The organism is Pseudomonas sp. FG6, from assembly GCF_057809015.1.
Genome location: NZ_JBMDJD010000046.1, coordinates 16664 through 31119, shown reverse-complemented (window position 1 = coordinate 31119; position 14456 = coordinate 16664). Strand labels below are relative to the sequence as shown.

Annotated in this window: 15 protein-coding genes; 4 read left to right on the top strand and 11 right to left on the bottom strand. The window is 64.0% G+C overall.

The annotated features are described in order from the left end of the window. Positions 1–307: 307 nt before the first annotated feature. The 3 genes from ACODSJ_RS22415 (at position 308) to ACODSJ_RS22405 (ending at position 2403) form a co-directional block, all read left to right on the top strand. Positions 308–1018, top strand: coding sequence for a histidine phosphatase family protein (locus tag ACODSJ_RS22415; protein ID WP_489103826.1), 711 nt, complete (start codon positions 308–310; stop codon positions 1016–1018). A 51-nt stretch (positions 1019–1069) separates the two neighbouring features. Next, positions 1070–1384 carry an SCP2 sterol-binding domain-containing protein gene (locus ACODSJ_RS22410; protein ID WP_489103825.1) on the top strand — a complete coding sequence of 105 codons (315 nt, stop codon included), beginning with the start codon at positions 1070–1072 and terminating at the stop codon, positions 1382–1384. A 155-nt stretch (positions 1385–1539) separates the two neighbouring features. After that, on the top strand, positions 1540–2403 hold the full coding sequence (locus ACODSJ_RS22405; RefSeq protein WP_489103824.1) for a LysR family transcriptional regulator: 864 nt from the start codon (positions 1540–1542) through the stop codon (positions 2401–2403). 76 nt (positions 2404–2479) lie between these two features. On the opposite strand, the gene ACODSJ_RS22400 is transcribed toward ACODSJ_RS22405, so the two are convergent. Then, the gene (locus ACODSJ_RS22400; protein ID WP_489103823.1) at positions 2480–2716 is read right to left on the bottom strand and encodes an HP1242/YdcH family protein; all 237 of its coding nucleotides are present in this window, start codon (positions 2714–2716) and stop codon (positions 2480–2482) included. Between the two features lie 198 nt (positions 2717–2914). Here ACODSJ_RS22400 and ACODSJ_RS22395 point away from each other — a divergent pair, with 198 nt between their 5' ends. Continuing rightward, a complete protein-coding gene (locus ACODSJ_RS22395) occupies positions 2915–3046 on the top strand; it encodes a hypothetical protein (protein ID WP_489103822.1) in 132 nt (43 codons plus the stop codon). Between the two features lie 112 nt (positions 3047–3158). On the opposite strand, the gene ACODSJ_RS22390 is transcribed toward ACODSJ_RS22395, so the two are convergent. The 10 genes from ACODSJ_RS22390 to ACODSJ_RS22345 form a co-directional block, all read right to left on the bottom strand. Next, complete coding sequence (locus ACODSJ_RS22390; protein WP_489103821.1) at positions 3159–6257, bottom strand: error-prone DNA polymerase; 3099 nt, start codon at positions 6255–6257, stop codon at positions 3159–3161. Continuing rightward, positions 6233–7654, bottom strand: a complete 1422-nt coding sequence (locus tag ACODSJ_RS22385) for a Y-family DNA polymerase (protein WP_489103820.1) — start codon at positions 7652–7654, stop codon at positions 6233–6235. The genes ACODSJ_RS22390 and ACODSJ_RS22385 overlap by 25 nt, the downstream gene beginning before the upstream one ends. 7 nt (positions 7655–7661) lie before the next feature. Next, a complete protein-coding gene (gene imuA, locus ACODSJ_RS22380; RefSeq protein WP_489103819.1) occupies positions 7662–8294 on the bottom strand; it encodes a translesion DNA synthesis-associated protein ImuA in 633 nt (210 codons plus the stop codon). After that, positions 8294–8911 (bottom strand): transcriptional repressor LexA, encoded by a 618-nt coding sequence (gene lexA, locus ACODSJ_RS22375; protein ID WP_489103818.1) that lies wholly within the window; start codon positions 8909–8911, stop codon positions 8294–8296. Before lexA ends, imuA begins: the two co-directional genes overlap by 1 nt. A 152-nt stretch (positions 8912–9063) precedes the next feature. Further along, the gene (locus ACODSJ_RS22370; protein ID WP_489103817.1) at positions 9064–9336 is read right to left on the bottom strand and encodes a DUF971 domain-containing protein; all 273 of its coding nucleotides are present in this window, start codon (positions 9334–9336) and stop codon (positions 9064–9066) included. Then, positions 9333–10295: a HEAT repeat domain-containing protein gene (locus tag ACODSJ_RS22365; RefSeq protein ID WP_489103816.1), complete on the bottom strand. Its 963-nt coding sequence runs from the start codon at positions 10293–10295 to the stop codon at positions 9333–9335. The genes ACODSJ_RS22370 and ACODSJ_RS22365 overlap by 4 nt, the downstream gene beginning before the upstream one ends. Before the next feature lie 317 nt (positions 10296–10612). Further along, positions 10613–10858 carry a 4Fe-4S dicluster domain-containing protein gene (locus ACODSJ_RS22360; protein ID WP_489103815.1) on the bottom strand — a complete coding sequence of 82 codons (246 nt, stop codon included), beginning with the start codon at positions 10856–10858 and terminating at the stop codon, positions 10613–10615. A gap of 24 nt (positions 10859–10882) precedes the next feature. After that, positions 10883–12613, bottom strand: coding sequence for a fumarate reductase/succinate dehydrogenase flavoprotein subunit (locus ACODSJ_RS22355; protein WP_489103827.1), 1731 nt, complete (start codon positions 12611–12613; stop codon positions 10883–10885). 11 nt (positions 12614–12624) lie between these two features. Next, entirely contained in the window at positions 12625–13377 is a 753-nt protein-coding gene (locus ACODSJ_RS22350) for a GntR family transcriptional regulator (RefSeq protein ID WP_489103814.1), read from the bottom strand. Positions 13378–13496: 119 nt separating this feature from the next. Next, positions 13497–14381: a LysR family transcriptional regulator gene (locus ACODSJ_RS22345; protein WP_489103813.1), complete on the bottom strand. Its 885-nt coding sequence runs from the start codon at positions 14379–14381 to the stop codon at positions 13497–13499. Positions 14382–14456: the final 75 nt, after the last annotated feature.

Below are 14456 nucleotides of genomic sequence, written 5' to 3'. Positions count from 1 at the left end.
CCTTTTTTGTGAGCGCTTCGCACTCAAGCGGGAGCAAGCTCCCTCGCCACGGGTTCAGCGATTTTCTTGAGTGAACAGCATTACGCTCAAAGGCCGGCTCTTAACGCCTCCAGCATACCCATGCGCCTGCCTTCCGGCCAGCCATGAAACCTGCGGTTACCCAGGTGCTCACCGCCGGGACACCCGGCCCCGCCGCCCCTGACCGGGCTGTAACAGGCATTTCAAACAAGCGTATGTTTTTTCATTGACAGCTCACCGCCATCCTCATAACCTCGCCAGACCTTCAACGTACCGGGATGACGCGGACGTGGGCAGTATCTACCTGATTCGACATGGCCAGGCCTCCTTCGGTGCGGACGACTACGACGTCCTGTCGCCCAACGGTGTACGCCAGGCGCACGTGCTGGGCGACCACCTGGCCGCGCTCGGAATCGTCTTCGATCGCTGTCTCTCGGGCGACCTGCGCCGCCAGCAGGACACCGCCACCGGTGCGCTGGGCCGGATGTCCGTCGCCGGCCTGCCGGTTCCCGTGCTGGAGATCGACTGCGCCTTCAACGAGTTCGACGCCGACGCGGTGATCCGCGCCCTGCTGCCGGACCTACTCCCACAGGAACCCGAAGCACTGGATATCCTGCGCAACGCCGCACAGAACCGCGCCGAATTCCAGCGTCTCTTCGTCTTGATCATCGAACGCTGGCTCAGCGGCCGCTATGACCCGCCCGAGCTGGAAAGCTGGCTGGGTTTCGTCGAGCGCGTCCAGGCCGGCCTGCACCGCATCCTGGAACAGGCCGACAACACTCAGAAAATCGCCGTGTTCACCTCCGGCGGCACCATCACCGCCCTGCTCCACCTGATCACTCAAGTGCCTGCCCGGCAGGCCTTCGAATTGAACTGGCAAATCGTCAACACCTCGCTCAATCAACTGAAATTCAGGGGGCGCGAGGTGGCCCTGGCTTCCTTCAACAGTCATGCACACCTGCAACTGCTGAAGGCCCCGGACCTCATCACCTTTCGCTGAGTCCGGATTACTGTAGACCCTTGCTGTACCACCCAAATAAGGATCGAAACCATGACCTCCGTAGCCGACGCCGTACAAGCCATGAAAGCCAAGTTCAACCCAGCCGCTGCTGCCGGCCTGGACCTGGTATTCGGTTTCCGCATCGACGATACCAAGAATTTCTCGCTGGTCGTCAAGGACAGCACCTGTGAACTGCTGGAGGGTGAAAACCCGGACGCGCAGGTGACCCTGGTGATGGACGGCGAAACCCTCGACGGCATCGTCAGCGGCGAGACCGACGGCATGCAAGCGTTCATGGGCGGCAAGCTGCGCACCGAAGGCGACATGATGCTGGCCATGAAGCTGTCCGAGCTGTTCCCGGGCTGAGACGGCGCTCGCGCTGGGCGCAGGCTTCCCCGGCTGCAACACGAATCCCGCCCACCCCGGCGGGATTCGTGTTTTTGCCACCCCACGATTGCCGCGCGGTATCGGCGAAGCCCTCCAGCTCTTACAATGCCCACTTCCCCCGCATCGGCCCGAACATGGACATCGACCTCGCCCGCACCTTCCTGGAAATCGTCCGTCATGGCAGCCTCGCCGCAGCGGCCGAGAAACTGCATGTCACCCAGACCGCCATTACCGCCCGGGTCCAGAAGCTCGAAAGCCAGCTCGGTTGCGCGCTGTTCGTGCGTAACCGTGCCGGTGCGCGCCTGACCGCCGACGGCGAAGCCTTTGTGGTCTATGCCAATCAACTCGTGCAGACATGGGAAGCGGCCCGTCGTGACCTGCCATTGCCTGAGGGCTATCGCAACGTCCTGCACCTCGGTGGCGAGGTCAGCCTGTGCAACCCCTTGATGCTCGCCTGGGCCGGGGCGCTGCGCCGCACCATTCCCGGCCACGCCCTGCGCATGGACATCCGTGACGGCGAAAAACTGCTGCAACAATTGGAGTTGGGCCTGCTCGATGCGGCGGTGGTGTACCAGCCCGAATACTGGCCGCGACTGCAGGTGGAACAGCTGTTGGAAGAAAAGCTCATCCTGGTTCGCCTGGCCGCTCGTCCCGAGCCCTACGTGTATATCGACTGGAGCAGCGATTTCCGGCGCCAGCACGACACCGCACTGCCGGACAAGGCCAAGGCCGCCGTGACGTTCAATCTCGGCCCGCTGGCGTTGCAGTACATCCTGGAAAACGGCGGCAGTGGCTATTTCCGCACCCGGGTCGTGCAAAGCTACCTGGACAGCGGCATCCTGGAGCGGGTGCCCAAGGCGCCGGAATTCAATTACCCGACCTACCTGGTCTATTCCCGAGACCGGGATTCGGCCGCGCTGCAACAGGCATTCGACGTACTGCGCGAAATTGTCCAGTCCGGCAGCGACTGGTCGCAACGCTGGGATCCACTGGGCTGAAGCCTGTGCAGCGAAAGGCTCCGGATAATGCGCAAAACGCCTTTCGCCACAGACAGGCTACAGACCGGCCACAGGGTTATTTTTGCAGCTGCGCCACGATCTTGTCCTTGACCTGCAGTCGTTTCTTCTTGAGCGTTTCCAGGGCGTCGTCGGACAAGGCGGCGGATGCCGGCTTTTCGGCTTCGACCACTTCGGCATCAAGTTGGGAGTATTTCTGGAGTAACGAATCGAGCCTCGGATCCTCGCTGCGTTTTTGCTGGATGTGATCTTTTGTGCAGTTGAGGTCCTGGCACAAATCGTGGGACACCGGCATGGAACACCTCCTTTGATGGAACGATGGCAGACACCTTTCGGCGCTCGTCGATTATCAGGATGGCCTTGCCAACCGGGTTCTGTCGACCGTCAATCCGACCAGCGGTGACCGTTCGTCGTAACGGCGCACGCCTGCAGCACCACTTGGAAATGGCCAAGGCCCTCCAGGCTAGACATCCAAGCAAGTAAAGCTTTTGGCATGAACATGCCCAAAAAAACGGCGCTTGATCCAGGCATGGAAAGCGCCGTTTTTTTGGGTTTTGATTTTTCAAACTTGAAGCCGATCGCCTGTGGCGAGGGAGTGGCCGCCGCATCTTCGACGCTCCGCTAACGCGCAGTGAACTAGGTTCTGTGGCGAGGGGATTTATCCCCTCGCCACAGGGTTTAGGGCCGGGCACCCGGCGTCTTGCGCTCATGGAGACGGTGGCGCTGCCGCAGAAGACTCAGCGGAAATCACGACTGCGCACGCTGATGCCCGCCAACAGTCCCGTCAGATCGCTCAAGCGCCCGGCGATAAGGTGGCGCACGTCGCCGACGCTTTCCCAACGCCCGTCGACCCTGAGCAATTGCGAGCCCACCAGGACCTTGCGCTGGCGTTCGGCCAGGTCGCGCCAGACCACCACGTTGAGGTTGCCGAACTCGTCCTCCAGGGTGACGAAGGTCACGCCGCTGGCCGTGCCCGGGCGTTGGCGGCCGGTGACCAGCCCGGCGACGCTGACGTTGCGACCGTGTTCCACGTCCTGCAATTCCCGCGAGCTGCGGCAGCGCCGGGCGCGCAGTTCCGAGCGCAGCAGCGCCAGCGGATGGGGACCCAGCGTCGTGCCGAGCGTGGTGTAGTCGGCGAACAGGTTTTCTCCCAGCGTGGGTTTTGGCAAGGCCACGGGCGACTCTTCCTGGCTCGGCAAACCGGCGAACAGACCCAACTGCTTCTGCACCCCGGCGACCTCCCAGCGGGCGCGATGACGATCACCGGCCACCCCCTGCAAGGCGCCGGCGTCGGCCAGTTGCTCCTGGGCCCGGGTGTCGAGGCCAGCGCGCTCGCCCAGGTCGGCCACGTCAGTGAAAGCCCGCTGCCGGCGGGCCCCTTCGATACGCCGGGCATCTTCTTCGCGAAAACCCTTGATCATGCGCAGGCCCATGCGGATCGCCGGTTGCCGGCCTTCGATGGGTTCGAGGCTGCAATCCCAACCGCTGGCGCGCACGTCCACCGGACGGATCTGCAAATGATGCCGGCGGGCGTCCTGGAGAAGCTGGTCCGGGCTGTAGAACCCCATCGGCCAGCTGTTGATCAGGGCGCAGGCGAAGGCCGCCGGTTCGTGACATTTGAGCCAACTGCTGGCGTAGGTGAGCAAGGCGAAACTGGCGGCGTGGGATTCGGGAAAACCATAGTCGCCAAACCCCTTGATCTGTTCGAAGATTTGCGCGGCGAACTCGGCGGTGTAGCCATTGTGCTTCATCCCCTGCGCCAGGCGTTCGCGATGGGGTTCCAAGCCACCGTGGCGTTTCCAGGCAGCCATGGAGCGCCGCAACTGGTCTGCTTCGCCGGGGGTGTAGTCGGCCGCGACGATGGCGATCTGCATGACTTGCTCTTGGAACAAGGGCACACCCAAAGTGCGCGTGAGTACTTGTTCCAGCGCTTGGGAGGGGTAAGTCACCTCCTCTTCCTTGTTTCGGCGCCGCAGGTACGGATGCACCATTCCGCCCTGGATCGGCCCGGGCCGCACGATCGCCACTTCGATGACCAGATCGTAGAACGTCCTGGGTTTGAGGCGCGGCAGCATCGACATCTGCGCCCGCGACTCGATCTGGAACACGCCGATGGTGTCGGCACGGGAAATCATCTGGTAGGTTGCCGGATCCTCCTTGGGCAACGACGCCAATTCATAACGCTGGCCCCGGTACTGCGCGACCAGGTCGAAACAGCGACGAATCGCACTGAGCATGCCCAAGGCCAGGATATCCACCTTGAGCAGCCCGACCGCGTCCAGGTCGTCCTTGTCCCATTGGATAATGGTGCGCTCGGCCATGGCGGCGTTCTCCACCGGCACCAGGGTGTCGAGGGGTTGCTCGGAAATCACGAAGCCACCCGGGTGCTGGGACAGGTGCCGGGGAAAACCGATCAACTGCTGGGTCAGGCCCAACACCCGGCGCAACACCGGGCTGTCCGGGTCGAAACCGCCTTCGCGCAAACGCTCCACCGGCGGCGCCTCGTCGCTCCAGCGGCCACAGCAATCGGCCAGTGCATTGACCTGGTCCGGCGGCAGGCCCAGAGCCTTGGCAACGTCCCGCACCGCTCCAGCACCGTGGTAACTGCTGACCACCGCCGTCAGCGCCGCGCGATGGCGACCGTAGCGCTGGAACACGTACTGCAAGACCTCCTCGCGCCGATCGTGCTCGAAATCGACGTCAATGTCCGGCGGCTCGTTGCGCTCGCGCGACAGGAAACGCTCGAACAACAAGTTGGTACGACCCGGATCGATCTCGGTGATGCCCAGGGCATAGCACACCGCCGAGTTGGCCGCCGAACCTCGGCCCTGGCAGAGAATGCTGCGCTCGCGGGCGAACCTGACAATGTCTTGTACGGTGAGGAAATAACTGTCGTAGCCCAGCTCGGCGATCAACGCCAGTTCATCGTTGATCTGTCGCCGAACCTTGTCCTCCACGCCATTCTTCCAGCGCTCGCGCATGCCGCGCTCGGTCAGCTCGCGCAGCCAGGACGCCGGGTCATGCCCCTCGGGTACCAGCTCGCGCGGGTACTCATAGCGCAACTGCCCAAGGTCGAAGGTGCACCGTCGGGCGATGGCCTGGGTTTCGTCGAGCAAGGCTTGTGGGTAAAGCTCGGCCAGGTCCTTGCGACTGCGCAGGTGGCGCTCGCCATTGGGGTGCAGGCGCTGGCCGGCCTCGGCCACCGTGACGTGGTGCCTAATGGCGGTCATGGTGTCCTGCAAGGCGCGCCGGCTCCGCACGTGCATGTGCACATCGCCGCTTGCCACCGCAGGAAGCTTCAAGCGTTCGGCCAGGGCCAGCAAGTCCGCCAGCCGACGCTGGTCGTCCTGCCCGCAATGCAACTGGACCGCCAGCCACAGCCGTCCGGCAAAGTGCTGCTGGAGCCAGCGACCTTGTGCCTCGGCGTCCTGGCCCTTGGGCACCCACAGCGCCAACAACCCTGGCAAGGGTTCGTCGAAGTCCTCGCGCACGATGCGATAACGCCCTTTCTCGCTGCGTCGCCGGGCGCGGGTGATCAGCCGGCACAAGGCTTGGTAGCCTTCCAGGTTTTCCACCAGCAACACCAGTTTCGGACCGTTCTCGACCTGCACCTCGCTGCCGACAATCAGGTGCAGTTCCAGCTCCTTGGCCGCCTGCCAGGCCCGAACGATCCCGGCCAGGGTGCACTCATCGGTGATCGCCAGGGCCTGGTAGCCCTGTTGTTTGGCGCGACGACACAACTCCAGGGCACTGGAGGCGCCGCGCTGGAAGCTGAAGTTCGACAGGCAATGCAGCTCGGCATATTCGACGTTCATGCGAACCAGCCTTGCAGCCACAACGGCCCGTCCTCGCCCACCGCTCGATAGGCCCAGCCGTGTTGTCCGGCCTGGGTTTCGATCAGGTAGTAATCGCGGCGCACGTCGGCACCGTCCCACCAGCCGGTCTCGATGCGTTCCGGGCCAATGAGGATTCGGGCCTGGCCTTGCGGCAATGCGTGCGGTTCAGCGAGCAACCAGCCGGGACGCTGCACGCCAACGCGCACCGGACAGGCCTGGGGCCGGGGCTGGGACGTCATCTGCCAGGCGCATTCGGGCCGATGGTCGTCACGAAACTCCAGTCCCTGGACCGCGTCGTCGCCCAGCCGCGCGCGCAATCGTTCGCGCAACTGCTCCCAGGGCAAGGTTTGCTGCACACGTTCGTCGAACAACTCCAGGCGCTGGGGCACGAAACTCGGCAGGTCTTCGGCACACAAGCGAAAGCCGCGCACGGGAGCCTCGACCTGCACCTGTTCCAGCCGGCCACGGGCCAGTTCGAAGAGCATCGATGCGTCACGCTCGGCGCTGAGCAGGCCGACCTTGATCACCGTGGCCGGCAACCCGGCGTGTTCCAGGTGCAAGTCGAAGCGCTGCACCCCACTGTCGCGCCCGCACAAGAAGGCCGACAAATCGCCGGTCAATCGGCGCAACGGGAACAGCAATGCCTGATGGGATTGCACGTCGTAATTGAACTCGATGCGCACATCGAAGCGGTCCGGCGGCAGGTAGAACGACAGCGCCAGGGTCCGGCTGCCCACCAGGGCGTCGAGGTGCTTGAGCACCTGGGCCTCGAAGCGCCGCGCCAGGGTGTGCCGGGGCAAGGCCTGGACCTGGCTCAAGCGGCGCAGGCCCATGCGCGACAGCGCCGTGGCGACGTCGGGGGCCAGGCCGATGCGGTCCACGGGCATTTGTCCCAGGTACTGTTGCAGGGTTTCGGCGTCGGGTACCACCAGGGCGTCATAGGCGTTGGCCAGCACTCGCGCCGCCACCGGGTTCGGCGCGGCGACGATACGATGGCGAAAGCCCAATGCCGTCAGCTCGGCCCGCAACCGTGCCTCGAACACCGGCCAGGGCCCGAACAGGCCCAGGCTCGACTCGATCTCGAACACGACCGTGCGCGGATAATGCACGCTGACCTGGGCACTGAACCGGTAGGCCCAGGCCGCCAGGAACTGTTGCCAATGTTCGATCTGCGCCGCGTCATATTCGGCCGTGGCAAAACCTTTGCTCAGGGCCTGGGCGGCGGTCATGCTCTGGCCGGGACGCAAGCCCAGGGCCCGGGCCGGCTCATTGACCGCTTGCAGCACCCGACGCTGGACAGGGCCGGTCAGCAGCGCCAGGGGCTGGTCGGGATCGGGGCGCTGACGCAGCGCGGCGTCCAGCGCCAATTGCGGGAAGAGAATACAGACCCAGCGCATCGCAACCTCAATGCCTGGCTGGTGTCGAGGGCGGGGCAAAGGCAATCGGCGTCGACCGGGCCAGCCCACCCCGGCACTTGAGCACACGCAATTGCCCAGGCCGGGCATCGATGGCAATGCGCAGGGCAGCCGGGGACGGGTTGATGGCTTCCTGGAGCGAGCGCCAGGCGAACGCCAGGGTCTGGCCGGTTTCCGCCGCCACTTGCAGGCGGCGCAGGGCCCGGTCGTCTGCCTGGCGAGGCCAGCACAGCACGGCGCCACAACTGCCCGAACGCAGGCATTGCTCGGTGGCCCACAAGGCATCGCGCTCGTCGGCCTGGATCACCGACAACTGACGCAGGTCGATACCGGCGCCCTGCCAAGCCTGCGGATAAGGCACGAACGGTGGCGCCACCAGCACGATCCGCTCCCCCGCCGCCGACAGCCGCGCCAGGGTCGGCCAGACCAGTTGCAACTCACCCACGCCTGGCGCGGCGGTGAGGATTTCCGTCAGCGCCGCTTCCGGCCAGCCGCCACTGGGCAACGCCGCGTCCAACGCGTCATGGCCGGTGGGTTGCGGGCTGGCGGCCGGTGGCGCAGGCCGGCCCTTCCAGACCTGGCCGCCGTTGAACAGCGTGTCCAGCGCAACGACGGCGCCCATCAGCCTTGCCTCACCAGGCCACAGAACACGCCTTCTATCGCCAGGTCCTGGTCGGCTTCGACGACGATTGGCTGATAGGCCGGGTTGCGTGGCAGCAAGCGCACCCGCTCGCCGATCCGCTCGAAGCGCTTGATGGTCACTTCACCGTCCAGGCGCGCCACCACGATCTGGCCGTTGGCGGCTTGCGGCGTACGCTGCACACCCACCAGGTCGCCGTCGAGGATGCCGTCCTCGATCATCGAGTCGCCCTGGACGCGCAGCAGATAATCCGGCGCCTTGGTGAAAATCGCCGGGTCCAGCATCAACCGGCTGTGGACCTCGGCATCGGCGCCGATCGGCAGGCCGGCGGCCACGCGCCCCAGCACCGGCACGTCCAGCCACTCGGGACGCGGCGGCTGGTTCAGCAGCCGGATACCCCGGGCCTGGTGCGGATTGACTTCGATGAACCCGGCTTCGGTCAGCGCCAGCACATGCTTGCGCGCCACGCTGCGGGAGGCAAAACCAAACGCCTCGCTGATTTCGGCGAGGCTGGGAGACTGGCCCTGGTCGGCGATGCGTTCGCGGATGAAGGTCAGGATGGCGGTACGGCGGGGAGTGAGAGTCGTCATGGAGTACATTTGTACTCCTCTCGGATTTTTCTGACAAGCGCCGCCAGTCAGCTCAGAGAGGGGGGCTGCTGCGCACCCCAGCGGGAGCAAGCTCCCTCGCCACAGGTTTCATCACGTTTCTTTAAGTGAACATCACTACCCTTTGGAGAGTCGGACTGTTGCTACAAATCCGCCAGATAGGCCCACGGATATATCCCCCGTTCATGCCCATCACTGAAGGCCAACTGCACCCCATAACCCTGGGCATTGACGGCAACCACCCGGACCCGTGGGTCGACCTGGATCGTCAGCCCTTGCAGACGAAACGCCCGGCATTGGGCGCAGGGGCACTGGCGGCGCAGTTCGGTGTGGTCCAGTCGTTGTTCGCGGCCGTCGGGCCAGTTCAGGCGCAACTGTCCCTTGTCGCGGGCATTGCCCATCGCCAGCGGGCTCATTGCAACTGGCCCAGGGCAATGCGTACGGCCTTGCGCACTTCAGGATCGCCGTCGTCCTGGGCCGCCTGCAAGGCCGCAATGGCGTTGCGATCGTTCAATTCACCCAGGGCCAGGGCCGCTTCCTTGCGCAGGTTGCTGATGCGATGGCCCAGGGTGTCGACCAGGGCCGCCAGCGCCGGGACGTAACGCAAACGACCGAGGCTGCGAGTGGCGCGCAGGCGCACTTGCCAATAATCGTCCGCCAAGGCGTCGATCAGTGCCGGACCGGCATCGCTGTGGCCAACTTTGCCCAAGGTGGTGGCGGCTTCTTCGCGCACGGCCCAGGCCGGATCCCGCAGCGCCTGACACAACGCCGGCAATACCTGGGCGTCCGAAGCCAGGCCAAGGGCTCCCGTCGCCGCCCGGCGCACGTCACTGTCCGGATCGTCACTGGCGAGCCGGGCCAGGGCCGGCAAGGCGTCGTGGTGCTTGAGCCAGCCCAGCACGCCGACCGCCTCGCGGCGCACACTGGCCTGGCTATCGGCCAGGGCAGCGATGGCCGCCGGTGCGGCGTCGGCCAGGCGCAGCTCACGCAAGGCCCGGAACGCCGCAGCGCGCACCGCGGCATCGGCATGGGCCGTCCAGGGCAAGATCACCCGCCCTGCCGCCTCGCTCTTGAGCAGACTCAGGCTCTGGGCCGCGGCGACCTGCACGGTCGGGGACGGATCGGTCAGGGCTCGGCACAGGGCCGCCACCACCGGCGCCTCTTCCCAGGCTTCAAGCAAACGCGCGGCTTCGGCCCGCACCTCGGCACTGGCATCCTCGGCCAAACGATCCACCAGCCACCCCAGGCCTTCAGGTTCTTCGAGGTCGGCCAGCTCGATCAGGGCGATGCGCCGCACGCCGGCATCGACATCGGTCAAGCGCGGTTGTAGGGCGAGGATGTCATCGTTGTCGGTGTCTTCGAACAGAGAAGTCATAGGGCAAATCGCGGCAAGGAGGCTTCAGGAAACCCGAGCGGATTCTGAGGCAAGGTCAATGACGCCAGTACCAGACCGGCAAATGCTGCACGCAATAACATATGGGTGTGTCCCCTCGAATCATTGATTGGATGTTCGTCTCCGCCACGATCAGGGCGCGGTGGGAAACGAGGGGTGTCGTTGAATCAGGCGTCCGGGGTGGCCGGGTGGCCTTTGTGGGGTCTGGGGTGGCCTCTTCACGAGCAGGCTTGCTCCCACGCTGCGACTGGCTTCGATCCCTTGCGGGAGCGAGCTTGAACGCGAAGGCGTCGCCTCAGTCACCGCAATAGATAAGGGATCTCGACTTTCACCGCCCCCGTCGGGCAGTCCTTCTCGCACGGCATGCAATACCAGCATTCGTCGAACGCCATGTAGGCTTTTTGGGTCGCCGGGTTGATTGCCAAAAGGTCCATCGGACACACCTCGACGCAGACGGTGCAGCCTTTGTGGGCGATGCAAAGGTCTTCGTCGACCGTGACCGGTGCGTTGGAACGGAAAAAGATTTCCTGGGGTTGATAAGCCATTTCACGGTTTCTCTTTTCAGGGGCTCAGGCGGCAAAGGCTCCGACGCGCAACCGGTCGTAGGCCTGCATTTCTTCGGCATCCAGCGCGATGATGTAGGGCTCGACGGCTTTCTTGAACGAGGTCATCGCGCCGTCGTCGCCCTTCCTCAAGTGGCAATGGCAGAACCAGTCCTGGTCATTGCGTTGCGGATGATCGACCCGATAGTGGTACAACCCCCAACGGCTTTCGGCGCGGAACAACGAGGCGCCGGCGGCCATTTCGGCGCAGTCGCGGATCACGCTGACTTCCATGGCGCGCATCAATTCATGAGGGTTGTGGGCCTTGATCTGGTCGAGGTCGCGCTGGATATCGCTGAAGCGTTGCAGGCCGATCTGCATTTTTCGGGTGACCTTCGGCGGTTGCAGGTAATCGTTGACGAAGCGGCGCAGCTTGTACTCCACCTGGGCTGGCGGCAGACCGTGTTCGCGCTCCAGCGGTGCATAGACGCGAGCTTTCTCGCGCTCGATCTGCCCGGCATCGAGCGCCGAGAAATCCTTGCCCGCCACAAAGTCCGCCGCGTTGTTGCCGGCAAACCAGCCGTAGGTGAACGCTCCCAGCATGTAGTTGTGCGGCACGGCGGCCATGTCGCCCGCCGAATACAGGCCCTTGACCGAGGTCTCGGCCCGCTCGTTGACCCACACCCCCGAGGCCGAGTGACCGCTGCAAAAGCCGATTTCGGAGATGTGCATTTCCACCATCTGCGTGCGGTAGTCGGTGCCGCGGTTGGCGTGGAACTGACCGCGGCTGGGTCGCTCGTTGCTGTGCAGGATCTCTTCGATGTTCTGGATGGTTTCCTCGGCCAGATGATCGAGCTTGAGGAACACCGGGCCATTACCGCCTTCGAGTTCCTGGTGGAACTCCCACATCATCTGCCCGCTCCAGTAGTCGCATTCGATGAAGCGCTCGCCCTTGTTGTTGGCGGTGTAACCGCCCAGGGGCCCGGTCACGTAGGCGCAAGCCGGGCCGTTGTAGTCCTTGATCAGCGGGTTGATCTGGAAGCACTCCAGGTTCGCCAGTTCCGCACCGGCGTGGTAAGCCATGGCATAACCGTCGCCGGCATTGGTCGGGTTCTCGTAGGTGCCCATCAGGTAGCCGGAAGCCGGCAACCCCAAGCGTCCCGCCGCGCCGCAGCAGAGGATGACCGCCTTGGCCTTGATCACATGGAAGTCGGCGCTGCGGCAATCGAAGCCCATCACCCCGTTCACCGCGCCCTCTTCATCGGTCAGCAACCGGGTGCAGACCAACCGATGGGTGATGCTCACTCGCGCCCGTTTCAACTGCCGGTACAAGACTTTCTTGATGTCGTGCCCTTCCGGCATCGGCAACACGTAGGCGCCCATGTGGTGGACCTTCTTTACCGCGTAGTCGCCGGTTTCGTCCTTCTCGAACTTAACGCCCCAGCGGTCCAGTTGCTCGATTGTTTCGAAGCTGTGGGTCGCATAGGCGTACACCGCCGCCTGATTAACGATGCCGTCGTTGGCGATGGTGATTTCCTTGGTGTACTGCTCAGGCGTCGAATGGCCGGGGACGATCGCGTTGTTCAAACCGTCCATGCCCATGCTGATTGCGCCACTGCGCTTGATGTTGGCCTTGTCCACCAACAGCACGCGCAAATCACGGTTGCGCTCCTTGGCCTTGATCGCTGCCATCGGGCCGGCGGTGCCACCGCCGATGACGACGATGTCGTATTCCTGCTCCAGCGTACTTCTGGTCATGGCGCTGTGGGTCATGCCTGGGTTCCTTTTTGTCGGTCGATCCGCAGGCGGTACTGGAACGCATCGCCACGGTAATAGAGGTGTTCGAAATCCAGCGGCTGGCCGCTGGCGTCATGGGTCAAGCGCTCGATGCGCATGATCGGCGACCCCGGCTCGACGTCGAGCGCCAGGGTCAGGTCGCTGTCGGCCAGCACCGCATCGATGGCCAGGTCGGCATGGCCCAAGGTCAAGGCACAGTCGTTCTCCAGGATCAGGAAAATGTCGCGGGTCACCAGATCGGCCTTTTCCAGGCGCTCGCCGAGCGCTTTGGGCAGGTAAGTGACTTCCAGGGAAACTGGTTCGCGGTTGATCAACCGGACCCGCTTGATCTGCGCCACCGCTTCCCCTTCAGCCACCTTCAGGCGCTCGGCCACCTGCTTGTCAGCCGCGATGAACTTGAAACTGTGCAAGCGGTTGATCACCTCGAAACCGCGTCCGTTCATGGACTCGGCCAGGCCCTGGAGCGTGCTGACGTTCTGGAAGGTCTTGGGCTTGGCCACGAACGTGCCTTTGCCGTGGATCTTGAAGATCAGCCCTTCCTTTTGCAGATCGCCCAAGGCCTGGCGCACGGTGATGCGGCTGACACGAAACAGCGTGCCGAGCTCGCTTTCCGAAGGCATCCGGCCGCCTTGAGGGTATTGGCCATCGAGAATGCGCGCGCGCAGCACGTCTCGCAGCTGCGTGTGCAGCGGTACACTGGTGAGGCAAAGCACGTTGTCGGACATGGCACCCCTTCACTTGTCATAACGAGTTATGACGGGATGTTAGGGAAACCACACACGGCTTGAGAAATACTGTTTGGACATAACCTTAGAGCTGAGCACCTGCGCTCGATGGCCGTGCGTCAGGGCACCAACACTCCCTGCTCCCGCTCGCACAACTGCACTACGTAATCCCACAGCACGCGCAACCGCACGGACTTGTGCAGTTCGCGGCGGGTGCTGATCCAGTAGCTGCGGCGAATGGTTTCGTCCGGCAGCAAGGGCACCAGCGCCGCGTCGCCGCTGGCCATGTAGCACGGCAGCACGGCGATCCCGAGTCCGGCGCGCGCGGCTTGTTGCTGGGCGATGACGCTGGTGCTGTGGAACACCACCCGGGGGTTGCGGCAAAAGCTGTTGAGGAACATCAGTTCCTGGCTGAACAGCAGGTCATCGACGTAACCGATCCAGGCGTGGCGGGCCAGGTCCTCCCGGGTGCGCAACGGCGGCGAGCGGTCCAGGTAGGCCTGGCTCGCGTACAGCGCCAGGCTGTAGTCGGTGAGTTTGCGGGTCACCAGCAGGTCGGCGGCCGGGCGTTCGAGGTGAATGCTGATTTCCGCCTCGCGGTTGAGGATGCTGACGAACCGTGGCACCGCCACCAGTTCCACCTCCAGGCCGGGGTAACGTTGGAACAGCCCTTCCATGCGACTGGCCAGGAACATGATGCCCAGCCCTTCGGTCACCCCCAGGCGGATCTTGCCCAGGGGCGCGCTGGACTGGGTGATGTCCTCCTGGGCCAGCAACGCCACGTTTTCCATGGCCTCGGCGTGCTTGAGCAACGTCTCGCCAGCCGGGGTCAACTCATAACCCTGGGCGTGCTGGACGAACAGCGCCGTGCCCAGGCTCTTTTCGATGGCTTCGATGTGCCGGGCCACCGTGGCATGGGTGGTGTTCAGTCGTCGTGCGGCGGTCAGCAAACGGCCACTGCGTTGCAGTTCCAGAAAATAGCGCAAGTCATTCCAGTCGAACATGTACCCTTCCTGGTTGTTTATAAACGCACAGCGGCTGCGCAAAAACTAACATTCTTTTAACGAAAACTAACAACT